Source organism: Paenibacillus sp. HWE-109 (genome assembly GCF_022163125.1).
Classification (GTDB): Bacteria; Bacillota; Bacilli; order Paenibacillales; family NBRC-103111; genus Paenibacillus_E.
Genome location: NZ_CP091881.1, coordinates 3,686,695 through 3,704,239, shown reverse-complemented (window position 1 = coordinate 3,704,239; position 17,545 = coordinate 3,686,695). Strand labels below are relative to the sequence as shown.

The window sequence follows — 17,545 nt, the reverse complement described above, 5'->3', positions numbered from 1 at the left end:
AATTCCCAAGAGAGTCAACTAGCGGTCAGGAAGGAGCGGTTGTGAATGAGATATGAGAAGCTGGAAGATCTGCTGGATGTAGTAATTGCACGTTTGTTAAAAGTAAAAGGATGTCACTATCTCATTCGCAGCTTGACGGTTGGCATTGTGCTGGCTTGTATCTGGATGATAGGCGGACGCTTCTTCCTGATTAACTTTTATAAAATTGGCGCATGGGGCAGTGTGGTCTTAGCGGTAATCGCCGCAAGTGTTTGGTTGTATCTACAACGGCCTCGGCGTCAAGATGCTGCCCAAGTCATGGATAAGCATGGTTTGGAAGATCGCATCTCGACAGCGCTGAAATACGCGGAGCAAACTTCCTTGTTGGCTGATCTTCAGCGGCAGGATGCTCTTCACAAAGCGAATCTCTTCGTGGATGAGCAACTGACTAAAGTGGTCGTTTACCGGCTTTCCCGCAAACAGTGGATGCCAGGCGCAATTGCCCTATTCGTGTTTGGCTTGCTGCTGATCCTGCCTAATTCCAATGATACGATCATAAAGCAAGGCAGCAAAGAACGTCAGTGGGTGGCAAATCAGCAGCAACAAGTTGCTGAGCTTGTGAAAGAATTGGAAACGAAACCATCACCTTTGCCTGCTATGAAGCAGATGACAGGGGATCTAAATGAATTAGCGCGTAGATTAGGTCAAACGCCGACGACGGCGAAAGCGCTCGAAGAACTGGAAAAATCGTTGAAGAAAATGGAAACGACAATCGGTGATATGGAGAAACAACAAAAACGCTCCGAGCAGTGGGCGGATTCAATGCAGCGAACAGAAGCACTTCGCGAATTAGGGAAAACGCTGGAGCAGAAGCAGACAGAGAGCATGCAGCGTGAAGTTGCAAAGCTCGGTGAACAAGTTCAGAAGATGACGCCGGAGCAGAAGCAGCAGCTTGCAAGTGAATTAGAGAGGCTGGCGGCTTCGGCGGCAGCCGCCTCACCGGAAGCGGAGCAGCAGCTTCGTGAGCAGCTCCAGCGGGCCGCGAGCGCGCTGCGCAGCGGCGAGGACCCTGCAGCGCAGCTGGGCCAGCTGCAAGCCGGCCTTGCGGCGGCCAGCGCCGCACAGCAAGCTCTGGCGCAGCAGCAGGCGCAAGCAGCGCAGGCTGCCGCGAGCCTCGCTGCTGGAGCACTGCCGCAAGCGCGCCAGCTTGCTGCGAGCGGGGCGCAGCCCGGGCAAGCCTGGGCGCCCGGCGGCCGCGCCGAGCGGCTTGCTGCGGCCGGCAGCGCTCCGGCGCCTAATGCCGGAACGGCGGCGGCTGGGGCGCCAGGGGCTGGCGCGCCGGGGGCAGCTCCGACCGGCAGCGGCGCGGGTGGACCTGCGGGCGCAGGAGCCGGGAGCGCGCCAGGCAGCGGTCCCGGCCAGAGCGGGGGGTCTGGCGGGGGCGCTCCCGGCACGCAGGGCGGCACTGGAGCGGGCTCACGCGGGCTTGTAACAACGCCGCGCGAGCGCTCCGGCACCGGTGGCACGTTCGCTGATGGCGGGCCAACCAGCGGCAGCGGCGGCGAAGTCAGCCAAGGCGGGAAGGCTCCGGCTATCGACGGAGCCTCTCGCCCTTATGAAGATGTATATGCCGAATACGCGGCAGAAGCTTCGGGCGCACTCAATCGCTCTGAGCTGCCGCAGCATATGCAAAACAGGGTGAGAGATTATTTTCTGGAAATTCAACCGCAGCGATAGGAAAAATCGCAAAAGGAGGGGACGTTCGCCACATGGTCGAGTCAAAGAAACAGTTGGATGAATGGGGATCGGCAATTCGTCACATGCAAGAACAAATTGGTCGTGTCATAGTAGGCCAGCAAGACGTGGTTGAACAGCTGCTCTGGTGCATTTTGGCGGGAGGACATGCGCTGCTTGAAGGGATTCCGGGTCTGGGGAAAACCATGCTGGTCAAAACGATAGCAGATACCGTTGACCTTCAATTTTCACGCATTCAATTTACACCGGATCTGATGCCGGCAGATATAACGGGGACGAATGTGATTCAATTTGGCACACAAGGGGAGACCTCCTACAAGTTTCAAAAGGGTCCTTTATTCGGTCACGTCGTGCTCGCAGATGAAATTAATCGGGCTACACCCAAGACTCAGAGTGCGCTCCTGGAGGCTATGCAGGAGAAGACGGTAACGGTTGGTTCGGAAACCTATCAACTGCCTGCTCCTTTTTTTGTGTTGGCAACTCAAAATCCCTTGGAGCAAGAAGGGACCTATCCGCTCCCAGAAGCACAGTTGGATCGTTTTCTGCTGAAAATACATGTCACGTATCCTACGAAGAGTGAATTGAAAGAAATTGTTTTGCGAACAACCTCAGCCCAGCAGCTTCAGGCTGAGAAAGTAGCGGATGGCGCACTGCTGCGGGACATTCAAACTGGTTTGAAAGATATTCTGGTTGCCGACGATGTTCTCGATTATGCGGTGCAGCTGCTGATGAATACACACCCGGAAGAAGCGACAGCGCCTGAATCCGTCAAACAATATGTCCGCTTCGGATCAGGCCCTCGTGGTGTTCAGGCGATGATTGCCGTTTCCAAGGTCAAGGCATTTCTGGCAGGCAGGTTTCATGTCTCCAAGCAGGATTTGAATGTGGTGGCGGTCCCGGCCCTGCGGCATCGGTTGTTTCTGAATTTCGAAGGCCAAGCCATGGGCATTTCGCCGGACAGCATCATTGCATCCATTATCCAAACGATGGAGAGCGGCCGATGAGTAAAGGTTTGAATTTGCTTGACCCGGCTCTGATGCGCCGTCTGGATCAAATGAGCATTGCGGCAAAAAGCCGGATTCGAGGAACGATGCAGGGGAGAAGACGCTCCAAAGATCAGGGGTCATCGCTGGAATTCGCTGATTATCGACTGTATACGCCTGGCGATGATACGCGTCAATTAGATTGGCATGCCTATGGACGCACGGGCAAGCCCTTCATCAAACTATTCATGGATGAGCAGGAACTGCAAGTTCATTTGTGGCTGGATGCTTCGAAATCCATGGATTTTGGCCAGAAGGACGGCAGTGGCTCCAGCAAATGGTCGTACGCCAGACAATTGGCTGCTGGCATTGGTTTTTTGGCACTAAATCGATTCGATCGTGTCAGTGCCGCGATGTTTACAACGCAAATAACCCAGCAGATGCGACTTCTCCGAGGGAAAGGAAGCGCACCGCGGCTTTTTGAGTTTCTGGCTGGTGGTCAGCCATTGGGAGAAGGCGATATCGGGGCTGTCTTTCGCAATCCTGCCCTCTTGCCTCGCCAAGCGGGGATGACTTGGTTGTTCTCTGATTTTCTATATGAACAAGGGATTGAAGAGTCGCTCAAGTATTTGCTTGCCGCGAAGCAGGAAGTCATCGTCGTGCAAGTGCTGGCTCCTGAAGAGCTTAACCCTTCGTTTAGCGGAGAGCTGCGATTAATTGACAGTGAGTCAGGAGCTGCTAGAGAAGTAGCGATGAGCAGCAAGGTGCTGGAGTCCTACAGAGCGGCCGTACAGCAATACACACAGTCGCTAAAAGCATTTTGTTATGAGCGAGGAATCACCTATTTGCTGGCGGTGACGGATATCCCGCCAGGGGATTTTCTGTTAGGCACATTAAGAAACAATGGACTTGTGAGGTGAAGGGAGCTTTCATTTGTGAGCGAATTGCAAGGTGCTGCGCCGGGCTTGCCAGAAACACCATCCGTAAATCAGGATGAAGATGATGATAAGAACGGTGGAACAACGATACATAAAGGCATAGCTCCCGCTGCTGGTCGCAATAGCTCCCAGAGCCATAGCTCCAAGGCCGATGCCAAGGTCATTGGCGGAGAAGAAGGTGCCATTGGCTGCGCCTCGGCGGCTGGGTTCGGCACGTGCGATCGTCCACGCTTGCAAGGCAGGCTGCAAGGATCCGAAGCCGACACCATAGCAAAGCGCAGAGATGGCGAGACTTAATTCGGAATGCGCATAAGATAGCAGGAGCAGTCCGGCAATCGTGAAGAGTGCACCGGGAAAAAGCACCCAAGCTGGTCCTTTTCGATCAAAAAGGATGCCGGTAATCGGCCGAATAAGCAGCACCATTGACGCGTTGCACAAGAAAAACCAACCTACATTCGAAATGCCGGCTTCATGGCCAAACAAGGTTATGAAGGTCACAATGCCTCCGTAACAAATGGCTGTACAGAGCAAGAGAGCAGAAGGAAGCAGAGACGATCGTTCCCATAACCGATCTATGAGTTTTGGCGGTTGAGCCGACTTTTCGAGAGGCTGAGGTTTGTTATACGTAATAAATAAAGAACTAAACAAAGATAGCAGGGCAAGAATCGTGGAGATAAGCAGCACGCGAGGGAAACCGTACGTACTCATAATCCATAGACCTGTCAACGGCGCCAGAGCCATGGCAAACGTATTCGAAAGACCATAATAACCCATGCCTTCACCTCGCCGCTCAGGCGGAATAATATCGGCGATGACCGTGCCGAGTGAGGTCGTGGACATGCCCCAACCAATGCCATGCACGAAGCGGGCCGCAAGAATGAGGGCAATGGCGGCCATATAGGAGTATCCGGCAATCGTTAAGGCACAGATCGCAAGGCCGACAAGCAGGACATGTTTTCTCCCCAGCAAATCGAGCGCTCGACCGGCGAAAGGCCGGGTCAACAACGAAGAAATCGTAAAAACGCCAATGACTAAACCGACCTGAACGTCGTTTCCTCCTAGCTCAGATACATGGGTCGGGATGGTTGGGATGAGCATCTGAAAACTAAAGAAGAGCAATAGATTGGATAAGGATGTAATTAGAAAAGCTTTGGTCCATAAGGGTTTTTGTTTCTTGTCTTGTTTAGATATTGGCGCCATGATACCTCCGATGTTGTTCATAAGCAAAGTTGTTAGACAAGGGAAAAACAAGTCTACGCGAAGTAGTATGCCCAAGATGAAGACAATGAACGCAAGATATAAGGGAACTTCCCATCACGGCCAGAAAGGAGAGTACTCATGCAATTCGCAACCTTAAGCGGACTATGGTTCTCGCTTTCAATTCCGGTTATCCTGCTGCTGTATATGCTGAAACGTCAATATCAGGATACCGAGGTATCCAGCCATATGCTGTGGCGGCGAATTCTCCGAGAACAGGAAGCCAACAAGCCATGGCAGCGGCTGCGCAGACATCTTCTGCTATTCCTTCAACTTATAGCAGCAATCCTGCTGATCCTTGCTATCATGCAGCCATTTGTGCAAGGTCAGCAAAAGGCAAAGGCGCATATCTTCTTCGTCGTCGATGCCTCAGCCAGCATGCAAACGCGCTTGGAGCAGGGAACAAGATTGGAAGCTGCAAAACAAGCTATTCTTGATTATGCGCGAAAAGAAGCAAAGGGAAGCAGCTATTCTTTGCTGGTTATGAAGGATCAGCCAGAATTGCTAGTGCAGCGAACGGCAGATATTGCTGCACTCGAGGCGGCCTTGCAGCGGGTTTCGCCATTTTATGGACATACGCATGCACAAGAAGCGATCTCGTTGGCCTCTGCCTTAACCCGTGAAGAGAAGGATGGTGAGGTACGCATCTATACGGATCGTCAATGGACGGACAACCTGGATGGCATATCATTTGCTATTCCTGTTCGTATCCAGGAGCCAGGCGTATCCGTAACCAATGGAGCGCGTGTGGATGTTGATATGGCGAATGTGGCCATTACCCAATTTGGCGTAAAAGGCAACCAGAATGGCGAACAATTCCGTGCTGTTGCGGTTTTGAAGAATTGGGGGACAACGCCTGTCACGGTTAAAACAAAACTATCGACGGATATGTCCGAGATTCGTACGGAATCTTTGGCGCTCAAGGCAGGAGAACAAAAATCACTGTATCTTGAGAATTTGCCGGCTGCACAGGTTTACCAGATCCAATTGGATGCACCTGATGCCCTTGAAGCGGATAATGCGGCTTACGCTTTCCCGGAAGGAACAGGCAGAATCCAGATCGCTTATGTTGGCGAAGGCAATTTATTTCTGCAAAAAGCGCTCGTTTTAGCCAAGGCAGATGTGCTGCAAATTCAAAAGGACAAAGACGGGCTGTATCCGGCGCCGGCTAATGTTACGCCAGATTTGATTGTTCTGGACGGGATCGAGGAAACAGATCTTAAGTCAGCTAAATGGCAGCAATTGCTTAAGTCCAAACCAATTTGGCAGTTTGCATCCACTGCTGAATCTTCGGATGCAACGCCGAATGTTGCTGATTTTTCCGTTATCGAGCATCCGGTAACGCGGTATTTGCATTTGCAGGATGTCCATATTGTGCAGGCGCAGCAAAGACAGCCAAGGCCATGGGAAAAAGCGATCATTTCGGCCAAAGACTTCCCATTGGTGCTGGCAGGTTCCGAAAACGGACGCACCAAGCTGAGGTTTGCCTTTTCACTGGAACACTCGGACTTTCCGCTGCGTTCTGAATTTCCGGTGATGGTGCAAAATGCCGTGTCCTGGTTGACGGAACAACAAGGTGGCAATCTGGGACGTGTCACAGCCGATGAACGAATAGAAATGGCCTTTCACCCTGAAACGATGAAAGCGGTGTGGAAGACGGATAGGAACAATGGCGAGGAGCAGGCAGCAGAACGTTCGAAGGAAGCCTTAGCCCCTGTTCAAAAGGTACCGAGCTTGCCTGGTTTGTATGAATTCGCTGAGTATGGAGCGGCAGGTGAAGAATTGCAAGTTCGCAAGTTAGCTGTCGTCATGGACGCTAGTGAATCCAACAATAAGGCCAGTGAAGAAAATCAATTGAATAGGATTGCTTTACAGGCAAGCAAAGCCGAGAATGCTGCAACTCGTGAAACAGTGCTTGACTTCATTGATCTTATTCCTTGGCTTATTATGGCCTTGCTGGTGTTGATGGTGCTCGAATGGGAGGTGTATCGACGTGGGAATTCTGGTTGATCATTGGCCCGTTATGGGGCTGCTGCTGCTCTTGCCTATCTACATAGGCTGGTTGTGGATAAGTTTGCGCAGGCTCCAGGGAGCTCGTAAAAAGCTGGCTATCTCTCTCCGAACCTCCGTGCTGCTGCTTCTCGTACTTGCGCTTGCAGGACCGCAGCTGACGACAGAACTGCATCACAAAACCATCGTGTTTGCTGTTGACCGCTCGGATAGCGTCAAGCAAGATGGGAATGAAGCGGCTTGGCTTCAAGCGGCAGCGAAAGCGCGAGCCTCCGAGAAAGACGAAGCTGGGGTCGTCTCTATGGCTTTGCAGGCTTCCATTGAGAAGCCTGTAGACAGCAGACCGCTGGATGGTTTTCAAATGACTGCAAAATCGAATCCACAGTTTTCCAATGTAGCCTCGGGCTTGCAGTTGGCAGCGGGACTTCTGCCTGGCGGTAACGCGGGACGAATCATCCTCATGTCAGACGGCGAAGAAAATGTGGGAGAGCTGCTAAGTCAAGGCAAACTATTGCGCGATCGTGGAATCCGTGTAGATGTGGTTCCCTTGGCCGGCAAAGATCGGCGAGATGCTGCAATTGAGGCGGTACGGCTGCCTGAGAAACTGTATCAAGCAGAAGCCTATACGGTTGAAGTTGTTATAAGATCCACGGCTTCGGCTCCTGCGCAATTGCGGGTATTTGAAGACAATCGGGAGATGACGGCACAGTCCGTTCAACTGAATAAAGGCGAGAATCGATTTGCCTTCCAATCATTAGCCAAAGAACCGGGCTTTCATCGATATCGGGCCGAGATTTACCTGGAAGGTGATGAACAGTCTGCCAATAATACGCACTATGGCTTCAGCAGCGTCCAAGGACCGCCGAAAGTCCTTATTGTAGAAGGGACCGCTGGCATTTCCAAAAATGTGGAAGGAGCTTTGCAATCGGCGCTTATTCCTTATGAAACGATCGTACCCGAGCTTCTTTCCAATGATTTTGCCGCATATGCGGGTTATCAGAGCATTATCCTAAATAATGTAGCGGCCACCCAAATTCCGCAGATCAAAATGGAGATGATCGAGCAAGCCGTTCGCGATTACAGTGTTGGACTCGTGATGCTGGGGGGAGATAACAGCTACGGCTTGGGGGGATATTTCAAAACACCGATTGAACGAGCGCTGCCTGTGTACATGGACCTTCGGGGGAAAAGGGAGATTCCGTCATTGGGCATTGTACTCGTGATGGACAAATCGGGCAGCATGTCCGGCGACAAAATGAAACTGGCCCAAGAAGCCGCGTCACGCACCGTTGATTTGCTGAGAGATAAGGATACACTGGGTGTACTTGGTTTTGATGGGGTGCCGCATTGGTTCGTAGAACCTCAGAAATTGACAGACAAAGCCAGTATCATTCAAAAGATTAATGCGATCCCGGCAGATGGCGGTACGGAAATTTACACGGCTGTGGAGGAAGCCTACGCCAAACTTTCGCAAATTGATGCGCAGCGCAAGCATATAATTCTGCTCACGGACGGACAATCGTCTACAACTCAAAGCTATGAAGCGCTGACCGAGCAAATGCAGAAGGAGCAGATCACCATGTCCACTGTGGCTATTGGCACAGATGCCGATCAAGCGCTGCTCAGCCATTTGGCTGAACTAGCCAAGGGAAGATACTACGCGGCGGTTGATCAAACGACAATACCGGCCATTTTCAGTCGGGAAGCGGTCTTGATCTCGCGGACCTATGTGGTGAATCAACCGTTTGTGCCAGCAGTGACGGGCGGATCCGATTGGAGCAGCTTTCTGGGTCAGGGGCTTCCCGTGCTGAATGGTTATATTGCGACAACATCCAAAGAAGCGGCTGAAGTTATTCTTGCCAGTTCCGAGCCTGACCCCATCCTGGCTAGATGGCAGTACGGCTCCGGCCGCTCTGTCGCCTGGACGAGTGATGCAACAGGCGCGTGGTCAGCGAACTGGGTGACTTGGCCGGGATTTACCCACATGCTGACTTCCATGATCAAATGGACGTTTCCGCAATTTGAAGCATCGCCGATTGAGCTTCGCACGCAGTTGAAAGGCAATGAGCTGCTCCTGCAGGCGACAAGTGGGAATCAAGAATGGAGCGACTCTGCAACCCAAGAGGAGTTAAGAGTGAATGTTACGGATGAATCTCTAAATAAACAGGAAGTCGCTTTCACTTCCACGGCGCCAGGCAGTTATTCAGCTCAACTGCCTGTGGATAAGTCTGGCGTTTATTTGAGCAAAATCGAGCTGCTTGCTTCAAACGGCGAAGCCAATGCAGAGAAGCGGGTCGTCGGCAGCTCGACGACAGGGTTCGTGATCCCCTATTCTCCGGAATATCGGATCACGGACGGTCAAGGACTCGTTAAGCTGCAGCAGCTTGCTGAGCTTACCGGCGGCCGGATGCTCTCTCTGGAGCATCCGGAGATGGCCTTTGCTTACGCTGCTGCGCCGCAGAAGCGATTGACCCCCATCCGCGCGTACTTGCTGATGGCAGCGCTCGCGCTGCTGCTGCTGGACATCGCAGCGCGTCGCTTGTCGCTGCCGCCCGGCCTGTGGGTCCGGGCGTTCAGCAGGCGGGCAGCCGCTCCGGCGAGCCCGCTGACCCAAGCGCAGACGCCGATGGCGCGTCTGCGGGAGCGCAAGCAGCTTGCGGAGCACAAGCTGCAGCGGAACGAGGCCGCGGCGGTGAAGCCGCGGCTCATTCCCGAGGAGCCGCCGACGCAGGCTGCGGCTCCCGTGGCGGCGGCGGAGCCAGCAGCGCCGCCTGACGGCATGAGCCGTTTGCTGGAAGCCAAACGGCGGGGACGGAAATAGCGCAATACGCTAGCAATTTCTGATCAGGTGCGATACACTATTTGTAGAAGGGTGTCGAATGTGGATGCCCTATTGACAAGTGAATTAGGGGGGATTTGTTTGGCTAGAAATAGCTACTCCATCGGTATCCTGTTAATTGGCCTGGCCGTCGTTCTATTGCTGGGGAAACTCGGTTTTTTCCATTTTGTGCTATCCTTTTTTTGGCCTCTCGTATTGCTCATTCCGGGGCTTCTGTTTCATTTCCTGTTCTTCAACCGGACGTTGCCTGTCGGCGTACTCGTGCCAGGCGGCATTTTAACGACTTATGCACTCATGTTCTTCTATTGCAATGTGTTCGGATGGGGCTCCATGAGTTATCTATGGCCTGGATTCATTTTGGGCGTGGCTGTCGGTTTATACGAACTTCACTTATTTGATCGCGGAAGCGACCGGGGAGTTTTGATTGGCGCCATGGTACTGGGAATCATTTCAGCGGTTTGTTTTGGGCTCACTTTGCTGCTTCATTTAGGAATCTATGTAATCGCTTTGATCCTTGTTCTGGCAGGCGTTGCTATGATAATCCGACGGCGAAATGTGTGGTAGCAAGTGTCAACGTAATGTAAAAGTTTTAATTTGGCTGGCTTTTATCTTGCATAATGTCGATAAACTGCGTATAATAAGTGTAAATGTCAAGCGTCGGCGCTTATGTCCGACGCTTGTTTTATGAACAGAGACGAAAATTATAGGGTAGAGAGGGTTTGACATTCATGCACGCAAGAGACAAGATACGCAATATTGCGATTATCGCACACGTTGACCACGGCAAAACAACACTCGTAGATAAATTGCTTCAACAATCCGGAACTTTCCGCGATAACGAGGCTATTCAAGAAAGAGCAATGGATTCCAACGATCTAGAGAGAGAACGCGGTATTACCATTCTTGCGAAAAATACGGCGATTAACTATAAAGATTACTTGATTAACATTGTAGATACACCTGGACATGCCGACTTTGGCGGAGAAGTTGAGCGTATCATGAAAATGGTAGACGGCGTATTGTTGGTTGTTGATGCTTTTGAAGGCACAATGCCGCAAACGAAGTTCGTTCTGCGTAAAGCTCTGGAGAGCAACCTGTCTCCAGTTGTCGTTGTTAACAAAATTGACCGTCCTAACGCCCGTCCTCAAGAAGTTGTGGATGAAGTTCTTGACTTGTTCATCGAGCTTGGTGCAACTGACGAGCAGCTTGATTTCCACGTGGTTTATGCTTCTGCTCTTCAAGGGACTTCAAGTCTTGATGCAGAGAAGCAAGATTCCAACATGGAAGCCATTTATGAAACGATTGTCAGCCACATCCCAGCTCCTACAGAAGATGTTGAACAACCGCTGCAATTCCTTGTTACATTGATGGATTACAATGAATACTTGGGTCGTATCGGCGTAGGCCGTGTGAACCGCGGTAAAATTCGTCAAGGCCAAACGGTTGCAGTTATGACGCGTGAAGGCGGACAAAAGCAAGCTAGAATCGAGAAGCTTTTCGGTTTCACAGGCTTGAAACGGATTGAGATCGAAGAAGCGGCAGCAGGCGACATCATCGCGATTGCCGGCATCAAAGATATCAATATCGGTGAAACGGTAGCAGATCCTGCAAATCCAGAAGCATTGCCAGTACTGAAAATTGATGAGCCAACGCTACAAATGACGTTTATCGTAAACAACTCTCCTTTTGCAGGCCGCGAAGGCAAATGGGTAACTTCCCGTAAAATTCGTGAGCGTTTGTACAAAGAGTTGGAAACAGATGTAAGCTTGCGCGTTGAAGATACAGATAGCCCGGATGCGTTCGTTGTATCAGGCCGCGGTGAGCTTCACTTAGGTATTTTGATTGAAAACATGCGTCGCGAAGGTTTCGAATTGCAAGTTTCCAAACCGGAAGTTATCATTCGTCAAATCGATGGTCAAAAAATGGAGCCAATCGAGCGCCTAATTATCGACGTACCGGAAGACAGCATGGGTTCCGTTATGGAGAGCTTAGGTTCACGCAAAGCCGAAATGGTGAACATGATCAACAACGGCAGCGGCAACGTTCGTTTGGAATTCTTGATTCCAGCGCGTGGCTTGATCGGTTACAGAACGAACTTCTTGACGCTTACACGCGGCTACGGAATTATGAACCATGCTTTTGACAGCTACGGTCCATACCAAGGAGCAGGTGTTGGTGGACGTCATGAGGGTGTGCTTGTATCCAGTGAATCCGGTGTTTCCACACTATACGGAATTCTTTCCGTCGAAGATCGCGGTATTCTGTTCGTTCATCCGCAAACAGAAGTTTACGAAGGAATGGTTGTTGGCGAGCACACGCGTGACAATGATATCATCGTAAATATTTGTAAAGAAAAAGCGGTTAACAACATTCGTTCCGCGAACAAAGAAGAAACAGTCAAAATGAAAACTCCTCGTACGTACTCTTTGGAGCAAGCGCTAGAGTATTTGAATGATGATGAGTATTGTGAAATCACACCAAAATCGGTTCGTATCCGTAAAAAGATTCTGAACAAAAGCGAGCGCGAACGTGCGGAAAAACACCGCAAAACAGCGGAAGCAAACGTATAATTCACAAAGTTTTCTTAATAGGGGAAATGTCAGCCATTGTGCTGCATTTCCCTTTATTTTTTTGGGCGAATAAGCGATAATAAAGGTTAATTCTAACTATCTCAAGAAACGGAGTGTATGTTCGGTGAGCGTAATAAACGAATGGTTTGGCAATCACATTTACATCACGTATTTGTTAATCTTTATATTCATGTCCTATGTGTATAACAAAGTTTTCCGTACACGCAAATTGCCAATTCTCAAGACTGCGTTAATTTATGTATTGATGGCTATTGGTTCTATTATGCTGCTTGGTTTTCAATTAGTTGGTTTGCCGATCGTTCTTTGCTTAACAGTTGCCATTTCATTGATGTTTCTAGTGCGGATTCGATACTTTTTTGAGAAAAGAAGCGGGAATCGACCTACGTAATCCATTCTAGTCCTGGAGGCATATATGACACGATTTTGGTTAACGCCGATTAAGAGTTATTCTCCTTTGGTCTTAGGGGCTGATCGCATGGCGTGCACGCCGTTTACTGACTTGGAGGTTCTCCGAGCCAAAGCACATGAGAAGCATCCGAGGCTGCTGCCTATGTATAAAGCTAGCCTCCTACTGAGTGATGATGAGGACGTATGTGGATCAGACCTCGTAGAGCTCGATTTGTCGGACGCTGGAGATGTTGTCTTCAACGGTAATCCTTATCACTTGTCTCATTGTGCTGAAGCCTTTCTGGACCGTCTCCTTGGGCGTCAGGAAGCTTGGGATTTGGTGAAGGCCATCGAGGACAGTTCGGACAAGCTGTCTCCTGAGGCAAAATGGAAGCAGTTGTGGCTGCAATGGCTGGAATCTGGTTGCGACGTTATTTTACTCAGAGAGGATGGAGTTTGAATTGAATCTCCAAGATACATTCTTTAATTGGCTGCAAATGCATATCGTTCAAGAAGCAAGACCCGATGATGAAGCAGCCAAAGAAACCCTGGATTTTTTTGCGCTTATTTTGCGCGAAGATCATGGGGTTCGTCAAATCCAATTTGTAAATGAAGAAGATCGCCGGAAAATTCACATTGCCTTTGAACGAGAAGGCGGTAGCCATACACAGAGCTTCGAACGAGAAGCCGCAGAAAAGCTGTTGGATGATATTAATTCAAATCCCATATACAATAATCAATAATAATCAATAAGTGGACAATGACTCATAACTTCTTGAATCAGACGTACAATAAGGTATATCTGGTAAGTAAAGGAGTGTTCCCATGCATTGAAAATAGATACATAAAGGTGGAACGCTTGCCACCGGCTATGCTATACTGTAAGTGTAAGCAGCGTTTTCAACCACCTAGTAGGAGGCGCAATCGATATGGCTGAACACATCCCAGCTTTACCGGAGCAAATGATTGTACGCGCCCACTTCATGATCATGACAGCTGAATATGAGAAAACTTGCGCAAGCCGAGTTCATGTATCTATACCCGGCCAAGTTTTTGATGCGATAAAAAAAGCCTAGATCTGCATGTTTGCAGTCAGGCTTTTTGTTATCTTACCGCGAATTAAGGGGTAGGATTACCTGCTGTATTCGCGTCATTAGTTCCATGATTATGGGTTGGATTGCGAATGTCGCGCGGCAGTTGTGGCATCACACGGCCTACGATATCCGCCATTTGTTCAGCGAACCCGGTAATGGGTCTACCTGCTTGGATGTTATCCCGAATGTTGCGCAGACGTTCGTCTAAGTCCAAATCGGCTGTAACGACCGCATTGACACCATAAGGGTCTTTTTTGAGGGCCTCAGCAACGGAGTATTTGACCGTTCCCACTTTGGCGCGATCCAAGTCCTTCTTGATATTAATGCCCACTACTGCCGTATTGCCGAAGACAACACAATGCGCGCTCTCGACCATAGGGATACTGGTGGCTAGCTGCTCCAAACGCTGCGCAACTGCTTTCGAATCTTTGATCTCGAGCTTTTGTGGAGCGATCTGTTGTACTTTCACTTGCCTTTGATTCGGATCTTGAGAGGGGGCACCACTTTTCGGCGCTTGACTACAGCCAACCGCGAGGGTCAGTACCAACAAAAATACGCACAATAGTCTCACTAGAATCGATCCTTTCCTCAATCTCGCGTTTAGTTTGTCCTGCACAGCTAGGTTGTATGTATCATCAAATATAACCAATGATCTAACGCCAAATCTGGGAGGGGACACACCAATGAAAAAAATTTACGTGTTAGATACCAATGTACTGCTTCAGGACCCTAATGCTTTATTCGCATTTGAAGACAATGAAGTAGTCATACCCGCCGTGGTGTTGGAGGAAATCGATTCGAAGAAACGGAATGCGGAGGAAATTGGCCGTAATGCCAGACATGTGTCGAGATTGCTTGACGGACTCAGAACCAAGGGTAATTTATCCGATGGGATCACACTCGAACATGGCGGCAGCATCAAAGTGGAGCTCAATCATCGCAGCTTTGCGAAGCTGCAAGATACATTTGCGGAATTAACGAATGATAATCGAATCCTGGCGGTCGCGCTCAATTACCATTTGGAAGAGCAGGAGAATGAAGCTCCTAGACCGGTTGTGATCGTAAGCAAAGATACATTAGTACGTATTAAAGCGGATGTTCTCGGTATTCCTGCACAGGACTACTTAACAGATCGCATTGTGGCGCAAACGGATATGTACACGGGTTACATCACCCTTTTTGTACATCCTTCTGTCATTGATGAATTCTACTCCTATCGTTTCTTGACGGTTACCTCGCTTAATCTGGGATACATGCTGCATCCCAATGAATTTGTTATTCTGCGGGATGAGCTTGGATCTTCCAAGTCAGCCTTGCTGAAAGTGACTACGGATGCCAAAAAACTGGAACCGCTCTATATGAGCAATGATCCCATTTGGGGAATTGCCGCGCGCAATGCGCAGCAACGCATGGCTCTTGAGCTCCTGCTCAATGACGATATCCCGCTCGTCACCCTGACTGGGAAAGCGGGTACAGGTAAGACGCTGCTGACATTAGCCGCAGGGCTAATGAAGATTGAGGATGATCGCAAGTACAAGAAGTTGTTGATTGCTCGGCCTGTTGTACCGATGGGGAAAGATATAGGTTACCTGCCTGGTGAAAAAGATGAAAAGCTGCGGCCATGGATGCAGCCGATCTACGATAATTTGGAGTACTTGTTCGACACCAAAAAACCCGGAGACATTGAGAAAATACTTGCCGGACTCGGCAGCATCCAAGTTGAGGCCTTGACGTACATTCGCGGACGTTCCATCCCTGGGCAATTCATTATCATTGATGAAGCCCAGAACTTATCCAAACACGAAGTGAAAACAATCGTTTCACGCGTGGGGGAAGGCAGTAAAATTGTTCTCCTAGGCGACCCAGATCAAATTGACCATCCATATTTGGATGCTTCCAGCAATGGTTTGACTTATGTTGTGGAACGATTTAAGCAAGAAGGAATCAGCGGACACATCACGCTCGAACGTGGTGAACGTTCACATCTGGCGCAATTAGCGGCCGATTTGCTCTGAAATAAGAAATCCCTCATCCCGGTAATCGGGGTGAGGGATTTCTTATTTAGGAAAGCATTTCGATGCGGCAGCGGTAAGCCTTGGCGATACCGTGCATCAATTCTCCGAGCTGCCGGTCCGCGATGAAGACTTCGCCGTTTTCTTCGTCTTGGTACTGAACGAGAAGGTGCTCTTCCATCTGAAGAGCCGCTTGATCGACTTCGGCCTGAGGGCTGCCTGGAGCAAAACGGAAGAAAATGACTAATTTATCGTAGAGGTAGTCGTTACCGGCGTGGCTTGTAAATCCGTAATCACTGAAGAGATCTGTTAGTTCCGCATCAGGTGGCAGCAGGCGAAGATCCATAAGGTCCGCTTCGATGCCCAACTCCTTGATAACGGCCAATACGGCTGTTTGTTGTTCCTTATTACTGACGATCAACATCTCGTTGTCATGATCGAATAAGGCCACGCTGCCAGCAAGCGCTTTGGTGATCTGTGCATAAAAACCGGGCAGTTTGCTTTCCGGCAAATCGATTAACAGGCCAATTTTTGATTCCATGGGAAGTCCTCACTTTGCTTTAGCATCCACTGCTAGTTTACAGGGATAGTTTAAGTTTCACTACGGCGACGCCATTTTTGGTTTCAACGCTAACAACATCGAGATAATTAACTATTTTCTTGGGAATAAAACCTAGCTGAAATTCTTTGGTAAAATCTTCGATTGTGGTATCCGGCAGAGTAAATCCGTTGAATTCCAGCTTCTCCACAACGAAGCGGACTTCATTCATATCGGGATTTTCTTTCAAAAGAAACTTGCCTTCCAACGTAACTTCGATGTTCTCTTTTTTGCCTTTGGCAATGATGTTTCCATCAGCAAATTTGAAATTGAGATTTTTCAGAAGGTCATTTTTGGTGTGAATATACGTATTGAAATCCGTATCACTGATGGTGATAACCGGGTTTTTAATGGATGACAGGTCCATAAATTTACTTTCGTTGGTTACGTATTGCGGCAATTCGCGGAAAGCTGTAGATAAGCTGTTCAAGTACTCGCGGAATAAAGGAACGCCTTCTTGTTTCCATTGCTCATTTAAGCTTTTGATTTGGCTCTCGATGACTTGTGCCTGGGCGCTGACAGCCAATTGTTTGTCCAATTCCTCTTGGAGCTTCACGAGGCGTTCGCGCTGTAAGAGAAACTTATCTTTCGTCTGCTGAAGCTCAGCCCGCGAGGTTTCCAGTTCTGTCTTGAGGCTCTTTAAGTTATTGAATGAGTCCGTAAAAGTGGATAAAGCGCGATGATCGTTTGTGATAATCATTTGCAGATATTCAAACATCCGCAGCGCATCTGCGAAGGAGCTGACGCTGAAGATCAGCATCCAGATAGAATCGCGGTCTCCCGTATAATAAGCTCTCATGACTTTGCCGGCGTGTTTGCGAGTGCTCTCAACATTGCTGTTCTGCTTGGCGATATCTTGTTCATTTTGCTGGATTTGAACAACTATTTTGGCGTCTTGTTCATTTAAACGGCTGACTTCTTTGTCGATTTCGAAAATGGTAAGTCCCTTCTGCACGAGTTCCTTAGCTTCATCCGTTGCAGGGCTCGTTTCAACGGCGAATGCCGGTTGGAAAGGAATGGTGAGTTGTGTAAGTAAAAAAGCAGTCATTAGGATAAGTATGATTTTATATTTCATTGAACGAATTCTCCCCCTATGAACAGA

General features: G+C 49.5%; 16 protein-coding genes. 12 read left to right on the top strand and 4 right to left on the bottom strand.

Annotated elements, in window-relative coordinates; genetic code table 11:
* Positions 1 to 45 precede the first annotated feature (45 nt).
* Genes LOZ80_RS15770 through LOZ80_RS15760 form a run of 3 tightly spaced genes read left to right on the top strand, consistent with a single transcriptional unit; the run spans position 46 to position 3,637 of the window.
* Positions 46 to 1,716 (top strand): DUF8809 domain-containing protein, encoded by a 1,671-nt coding sequence (locus tag LOZ80_RS15770; RefSeq protein ID WP_238172279.1) that lies wholly within the window; start codon positions 46 to 48, stop codon positions 1,714 to 1,716.
* A 32-nt stretch (positions 1,717 to 1,748) separates the two neighbouring features.
* Positions 1,749 to 2,738, top strand: coding sequence for an AAA family ATPase (locus tag LOZ80_RS15765; protein ID WP_238172278.1), 990 nt, complete (start codon positions 1,749 to 1,751; stop codon positions 2,736 to 2,738).
* On the top strand, positions 2,735 to 3,637 hold the full coding sequence (locus LOZ80_RS15760) for a DUF58 domain-containing protein (protein ID WP_238172277.1): 903 nt from the start codon (positions 2,735 to 2,737) through the stop codon (positions 3,635 to 3,637). The genes LOZ80_RS15765 and LOZ80_RS15760 overlap by 4 nt, the downstream gene beginning before the upstream one ends.
* Before the next feature lie 9 nt (positions 3,638 to 3,646).
* Here LOZ80_RS15760 and LOZ80_RS15755 read toward each other — a convergent pair whose 3' ends face one another.
* Positions 3,647 to 4,855: an MFS transporter gene (locus LOZ80_RS15755; RefSeq protein WP_238172276.1), complete on the bottom strand. Its 1,209-nt coding sequence runs from the start codon at positions 4,853 to 4,855 to the stop codon at positions 3,647 to 3,649.
* A 138-nt stretch (positions 4,856 to 4,993) separates the two neighbouring features.
* Between LOZ80_RS15755 and LOZ80_RS15750 the strand changes: the two genes are divergently transcribed.
* The 8 genes from LOZ80_RS15750 to LOZ80_RS15715 all read left to right on the top strand — a co-directional run bounded on the left by LOZ80_RS15750 (position 4,994) and on the right by LOZ80_RS15715 (position 13,815).
* Positions 4,994 to 6,922: a vWA domain-containing protein gene (locus tag LOZ80_RS15750; protein ID WP_238172275.1), complete on the top strand. Its 1,929-nt coding sequence runs from the start codon at positions 4,994 to 4,996 to the stop codon at positions 6,920 to 6,922.
* Positions 6,906 to 9,743, top strand: coding sequence for a VWA domain-containing protein (locus LOZ80_RS15745; protein WP_238172274.1), 2,838 nt, complete (start codon positions 6,906 to 6,908; stop codon positions 9,741 to 9,743). The genes LOZ80_RS15750 and LOZ80_RS15745 overlap by 17 nt, the downstream gene beginning before the upstream one ends.
* 99 nt (positions 9,744 to 9,842) lie before the next feature.
* On the top strand, positions 9,843 to 10,325 hold the full coding sequence (locus LOZ80_RS15740; protein WP_189006296.1) for a LiaF transmembrane domain-containing protein: 483 nt from the start codon (positions 9,843 to 9,845) through the stop codon (positions 10,323 to 10,325).
* Between the two features lie 164 nt (positions 10,326 to 10,489).
* The gene (gene typA / locus LOZ80_RS15735) at positions 10,490 to 12,331 is read left to right on the top strand and encodes a translational GTPase TypA (protein ID WP_238172273.1); all 1,842 of its coding nucleotides are present in this window, start codon (positions 10,490 to 10,492) and stop codon (positions 12,329 to 12,331) included.
* 133 nt (positions 12,332 to 12,464) lie between these two features.
* Positions 12,465 to 12,740 carry a YlaH-like family protein gene (locus LOZ80_RS15730; RefSeq protein ID WP_189007031.1) on the top strand — a complete coding sequence of 92 codons (276 nt, stop codon included), beginning with the start codon at positions 12,465 to 12,467 and terminating at the stop codon, positions 12,738 to 12,740.
* Between the two features lie 24 nt (positions 12,741 to 12,764).
* Positions 12,765 to 13,199, top strand: coding sequence for a hypothetical protein (locus LOZ80_RS15725; RefSeq protein ID WP_238172272.1), 435 nt, complete (start codon positions 12,765 to 12,767; stop codon positions 13,197 to 13,199).
* Entirely contained in the window at positions 13,189 to 13,482 is a 294-nt protein-coding gene (locus LOZ80_RS15720; protein ID WP_238172271.1) for a hypothetical protein, read from the top strand. Before LOZ80_RS15725 ends, LOZ80_RS15720 begins: the two co-directional genes overlap by 11 nt.
* A gap of 186 nt (positions 13,483 to 13,668) precedes the next feature.
* The gene (locus LOZ80_RS15715) at positions 13,669 to 13,815 is read left to right on the top strand and encodes a hypothetical protein (RefSeq protein ID WP_238172270.1); all 147 of its coding nucleotides are present in this window, start codon (positions 13,669 to 13,671) and stop codon (positions 13,813 to 13,815) included.
* Positions 13,816 to 13,858: 43 nt separating this feature from the next.
* Here LOZ80_RS15715 and LOZ80_RS15710 read toward each other — a convergent pair whose 3' ends face one another.
* Positions 13,859 to 14,404 carry a YhcN/YlaJ family sporulation lipoprotein gene (locus LOZ80_RS15710; protein WP_238172269.1) on the bottom strand — a complete coding sequence of 182 codons (546 nt, stop codon included), beginning with the start codon at positions 14,402 to 14,404 and terminating at the stop codon, positions 13,859 to 13,861.
* A gap of 112 nt (positions 14,405 to 14,516) precedes the next feature.
* Between LOZ80_RS15710 and LOZ80_RS15705 the strand changes: the two genes are divergently transcribed.
* Positions 14,517 to 15,848, top strand: a complete 1,332-nt coding sequence (locus tag LOZ80_RS15705) for a PhoH family protein (protein WP_238172268.1) — start codon at positions 14,517 to 14,519, stop codon at positions 15,846 to 15,848.
* Positions 15,849 to 15,894: 46 nt separating this feature from the next.
* Here the strand turns inward: LOZ80_RS15705 and LOZ80_RS15700 are convergent, their stop codons facing one another.
* Together LOZ80_RS15700 and LOZ80_RS15695 are read right to left on the bottom strand one after the other, a co-directional pair.
* Positions 15,895 to 16,386 carry a hypothetical protein gene (locus LOZ80_RS15700; protein WP_238172267.1) on the bottom strand — a complete coding sequence of 164 codons (492 nt, stop codon included), beginning with the start codon at positions 16,384 to 16,386 and terminating at the stop codon, positions 15,895 to 15,897.
* 37 nt (positions 16,387 to 16,423) lie between these two features.
* A complete protein-coding gene (locus LOZ80_RS15695; RefSeq protein WP_238172266.1) occupies positions 16,424 to 17,518 on the bottom strand; it encodes a coiled-coil domain-containing protein in 1,095 nt (364 codons plus the stop codon).
* Positions 17,519 to 17,545: the final 27 nt, after the last annotated feature.

Coding starts and splice junctions, on each gene's coding strand:
- LOZ80_RS15750 (WP_238172275.1), top strand. CDS start 4,994: ATGCAATTCGCAACCTTAAGCGGACTATGGTTCTCGCTTTCAATTCCG.
- LOZ80_RS15705 (WP_238172268.1), top strand. CDS start 14,517: ATGAAAAAAATTTACGTGTTAGATACCAATGTACTGCTTCAGGACCCT.
- LOZ80_RS15700 (WP_238172267.1), bottom strand. CDS start 16,386: ATGGAATCAAAAATTGGCCTGTTAATCGATTTGCCGGAAAGCAAACTG.
- LOZ80_RS15760 (WP_238172277.1), top strand. CDS start 2,735: ATGAGTAAAGGTTTGAATTTGCTTGACCCGGCTCTGATGCGCCGTCTG.
- LOZ80_RS15770 (WP_238172279.1), top strand. CDS start 46: ATGAGATATGAGAAGCTGGAAGATCTGCTGGATGTAGTAATTGCACGT.
- LOZ80_RS15755 (WP_238172276.1), bottom strand. CDS start 4,855: ATGGCGCCAATATCTAAACAAGACAAGAAACAAAAACCCTTATGGACC.
- LOZ80_RS15765 (WP_238172278.1), top strand. CDS start 1,749: ATGGTCGAGTCAAAGAAACAGTTGGATGAATGGGGATCGGCAATTCGT.
- LOZ80_RS15725 (WP_238172272.1), top strand. CDS start 12,765: ATGACACGATTTTGGTTAACGCCGATTAAGAGTTATTCTCCTTTGGTC.
- LOZ80_RS15715 (WP_238172270.1), top strand. CDS start 13,669: ATGGCTGAACACATCCCAGCTTTACCGGAGCAAATGATTGTACGCGCC.
- LOZ80_RS15720 (WP_238172271.1), top strand. CDS start 13,189: ATGGAGTTTGAATTGAATCTCCAAGATACATTCTTTAATTGGCTGCAA.
- LOZ80_RS15695 (WP_238172266.1), bottom strand. CDS start 17,518: ATGAAATATAAAATCATACTTATCCTAATGACTGCTTTTTTACTTACA.
- typA (WP_238172273.1), top strand. CDS start 10,490: ATGCACGCAAGAGACAAGATACGCAATATTGCGATTATCGCACACGTT.